Source organism: Streptomyces iconiensis (assembly GCF_028657195.3).
Lineage (GTDB): Bacteria > Actinomycetota > Actinomycetes > Streptomycetales > Streptomycetaceae > Streptomyces > Streptomyces iconiensis.
Window position 1 is genome coordinate 113,769 of the sequence record NZ_JANCPR020000024.1, and the last position, 4,075, is coordinate 117,843.

2 protein-coding genes are annotated in these 4,075 nt (G+C 67.7%); both read left to right on the top strand.

The genetic code is table 11. The features are described from left to right. Nucleotides 1-97 precede the first annotated feature (97 nt). Nucleotides 98-3,370, top strand: a complete 3,273-nt coding sequence (locus NMN56_RS23725) for an AAWKG family protein (RefSeq protein WP_274045700.1) — start codon at nt 98-100, stop codon at nt 3,368-3,370. A gap of 165 nt (nt 3,371-3,535) precedes the next feature. After that, on the top strand, nt 3,536-4,009 hold the full coding sequence (locus NMN56_RS23730; RefSeq protein ID WP_274045698.1) for a YbaB/EbfC family nucleoid-associated protein: 474 nt from the start codon (nt 3,536-3,538) through the stop codon (nt 4,007-4,009). Nucleotides 4,010-4,075 lie beyond the last annotated feature (66 nt).

Genomic DNA, 4,075 nt, shown 5'->3' on the forward strand with positions numbered 1-4,075 from the left:
TCCCGCAGCCCACGTCGGCAGGCGGGTCCCGCACGTCCTGATCCTTGGCCTCGCCGCCCGTACCCGCCTGTTGACCCCCCGTTGATGGAGTTCCGCCATGGCCGATGACAAGACCGAGTACGACGACTACTGGATGAAGGCCGTCAGACTCTTCACCGGCTACGAGGCGCCCCCCAGAAACACGCTCTTCGACGAGATCACCGGCAACCACGGCATCAAGCAGATGAAGGTCGAGGTCTCCAAGCAGGACAGCGTCGATTCCGTCACGGGTCATGAATACGACTGGATGGCGGAGAACGCGGGCTGGGACATCAACAACACCGACTTCGTCATCCCGTTCTACACCAGCGGAGGCTATGAGGGAGTCACGTACTACAAGGCCCGTTTCACCCTGCTCGGTGCCAAGATCGCGAATGGCGAGCCGGTGGGCGGCGAGGTCGTCGGGGGCGAGGGGAAGAGCAACTACGGCAAGGAGTTGGAGGACGGCCACTTCAAGCCGAGCGACGACGGCACGGTCTGGAACACCTTGGCGCTGACCAAGTACTCCTACGGGACGGGACACGCGCTGAGCGACCTGTTGGAGAAGGACAACGGGACCCTCGGCTTCAGCTGGGGCGGCGAACCCCCCATCGACCTCGCCAAGGGCGTCAGGCTGAAGTCCTTCGACATGGCGGCGGACGCCTTCGACCGGGTGGCGAAGTTCCTGTGGGACAGCAAGACCACGATGGACGAGTGGCAGAACCGTGTGGGCACGGAGCAGAGCGACGCGTGGCTGGGGCAGGCCGCCGGTGTCTTCTGGGACCTCATCCATGAACTCAGGCGCCGGTACGACCACTACGCCGACGACATGGAGGCCGTGGGCGGCGTCTCGAAGCAGGGCCGCGCGCTGCGTCAAGCGGGGCAGGACCTGCGGACGCAGGCCCAGAACCTCCACAACAAGTGGGACTACTGGAACGTCTTCGAGGGCAACCCGCTGCGCTGGCTCGTCGATCTGCTGGCGGAGATCGCCACGAATTCCTGGGACAAGAATCTGACGCAGGTCACCGCCGACTACATTCCCGGAGGCTATTACTCGGCCGGCCGCTGGGACTACACCCCGACCGGCTCGTTCACCTCGCAGGCCACGAATGTGAACGGCCATCAGTACGGCGACATGAAAGAGCTGGACACCTGGAAACACGTGGGGGACGACGCGATCACCCGCTGGGAGACGTCCGTCAAGGAAAAGCTCATCGACCCCGCTGAGGAGGCCCTGAAGAACCTGGCCACCGCGTGGGGAACGTCGCACTTCGACCTCGGGTCCATCAGCACCAAGGGCGACAAGGGGATCGGGGAGTCCTACAAGGAGGACAAGGCCGCCAAGGAGAAGAAGGACGCCGAGGACAAGGCGGCCAAGGAAAAGGCGGACGCGGAAGCGAAGTACGCCAAGGACAAGAAGGACGCCGAGGACAAGGCGGCCAAGGAAAAAGCCGAAGCGGAAGCCAAGTACGCCAAGGACAAGAAGGACGCCGAGGCCAAGGCAGCCAAGGAGAAGGCGGAAGCGGAGGCCAAGGCCGAAGCGAAGGAGGCGGCGGCCGAGGCCAAGGCGGAGGCCAAGGAGAAGGAGGCCGAGGCCAAGCAGGCCGCGATGGAGGCCAAGCAGGAGGAGAAGGAGAAGGAGGCCGAGGCCAAACGGGCCGCGATGGAGGCCAAGCAGGAGGAGAAGGAGAAGCAGGCCGAGGCCAAACAGGCGGAGAAGGAGAAGCAGCAGGAGGAGATCCGCAAGGAGCAGGAGGCCAAGCAGGAGCAGATGCGCGCCGGTCAGGAGGCCAAGCAGGAGGCGGCCCAGCACAAGCAGGAGCAGGCGCAGCAGCAGGCCCAGGCGTTCCAGATGCGGCAGGCGAATCAGCAGAAGGCCGACCAGGACCGGCGGGAGAAGGAGCAGGAGAAGAAGCAGGCGGCGGCCGAGGCGAAGCAGGAGCAGGTCCGGGCCGAGCAGGAGAAGAAGCAGGAGCAGGCCCAGCACAAGCAGGAAGAGGCCCGCGAGAAGCAGGAGGCCAAACAGGAACAGGTCCGCGCCGAGCAGGAGGCCAAGCAGGAGCAGGTCCGGGCCGAGCAGGAGAAGAAGCAGGAGCAGGCCCAGCAGAAACAGGACGAGATCCGCAAGGAGCAGGAGGCCAAGCAGGAGGCCAAGGAGCAGGAGGCCGAGAAGAAGCAGGAGGCGGCCCAGCACAAGCAGGAAGAGGTCCGCGAGAAGCAGGAGGCCAAGCAGGAGCAGGTCCGCGCCGAGCAGGAGAAGAAGCAGGAGCAGGCCCAGCACAAGCAGGAGGAGTACCAGCAGAAGCAGCAGCAGCTCAGCCGCCAACTGAACGGCGGCGGCCTGGACCAGCACATGGGCGACGCCGGCGGTCTGGGGCAGCACCAGGACATCTCCGGCCCGGTCAACGGTGACGACTCCCTGACCAACCCCGGCGGCAGCGAGTCCCATCTGGACTCCCAGGGCCGCGTCGTGACGGAGTTCCCGGACGGCAGCAAGTCCGTGGTGGACCCGCACAGCCAGATGTCCACCGTCACCAGGCCGGACGGCACGTCGTACTCCGGGCCGCTCAACGCGGGCGACCTGCTGAACAACCCCGACGGCAGCACCACCCACCTGGACCCGCAGGGCCAGGTCGTCACCGAACACCCCGACGGCAGCACCTCGCGGGTGGACCCGGACACCGGCGCCACCTCGGTCACCAGCCCCGACGGCACGACGACCACCGGCTACCTCAACGACCCCAGCAACGCCCAGCCCGACTACGGCCCCGGCTCGCACCAGATGAACGGTGGCGGCTCTCCCGGCGCCCTCAACACCCCCTCATACGACTACGGCGACCCCTCCTACGAGGAGGAGCTGTACGACGACTCGCCCTACCGCGAGCCGTCACTGGGTGGTGCCTCCGGCGGATCGGGCGGGCCCGAGGCCGCGGAGGGCCAGGGCCGCGGCTCCCCGCTGAACAGCGGCCCGATGCCGGGCGGCGCCGGCGCGGGCGGCAGCGGTGGCGGTATGCCCATGGGCGGGATGCCGATGGGCGGCATGGGCGGGGGCGGAGGCGGAGGCGGCAAGGGGAGCGACGGCCCCTCCGAGCGCGTCCGCAACGTCATCGACACCGGCGAGGTGGTCAGCAACCGCCGTACCGGCGCTGCCCCACGCGGCAAGGGCACGTACGAGGAACGGCAGGCGGTCAGCACCAGTGGCGCCAGCCCGTTCCTGCCGATGGGCGGCGGCGCGGGGCAGGGTCAGACCGAGACCGAGAGCGGCGACCGCGAGCGTGAGGTCTGGGAGCCGGAGGACGACGACGTCTGGGGCACCGACGAGGGCGGTTCACCGGCGGTGATCGGCCGTTAGACCGTGCCGCCGAACTCTCCTTCTGCTGCCGGGCGCTGGCAGGTACGCCGGTGAACTTCACCGCCGCGTACGGCATTCGTCGCCGCAAGGATTTTCTCCCCGTATAGCTTTCCGGAACTGCTGTACGACACAATGATCATTCCTCTTCCCTGAACAGGAGTTCTGTTGTCCGAGCCGTTGCAGGAGCGCATCGCCCAGGCCGCGGCCGAGCTGGAGGCCGCTCGGGCCGCCGTCGAGCGCGCGCAGACAGACCTCAGCCAGGCATCGGCGACGGTGCGCTCCAAGGACCGCGTGGTGGAGGCAACCGTCGAGGCGCAGGGCGGGCTGACGGGGCTGAAGTTCCTCGACAACAAGCACCAGAACATGACGGGCCCCCAACTGGCCGCCTCGGTCATGGAGGCGGTCCAGCAGGGGCGGGCGCAGATGGCGCACCGGGTGATGGACACCTTCGCGCCCTTCACCCAGCCGGGACCCGAGGGCTCTGTTCGCCGGGGGCTGGACCTCGACTGGAACCGCATCTTCGGCTCGGCGCTGAGCGGCGGCGGCCAGCCAGGTTCCGGCCGGGCGGGCAGGGACCGGCTGCGCGACGAGATCCACGAGGACGACGAGGGTGACGGGAACGGCGGCAACAGAACCTGAGCGGCGAGGAGATCAGAGTCCGGGCGTGGCACGGGAACAGAGTCTGAGCGCGGAAGGGGATCAGTG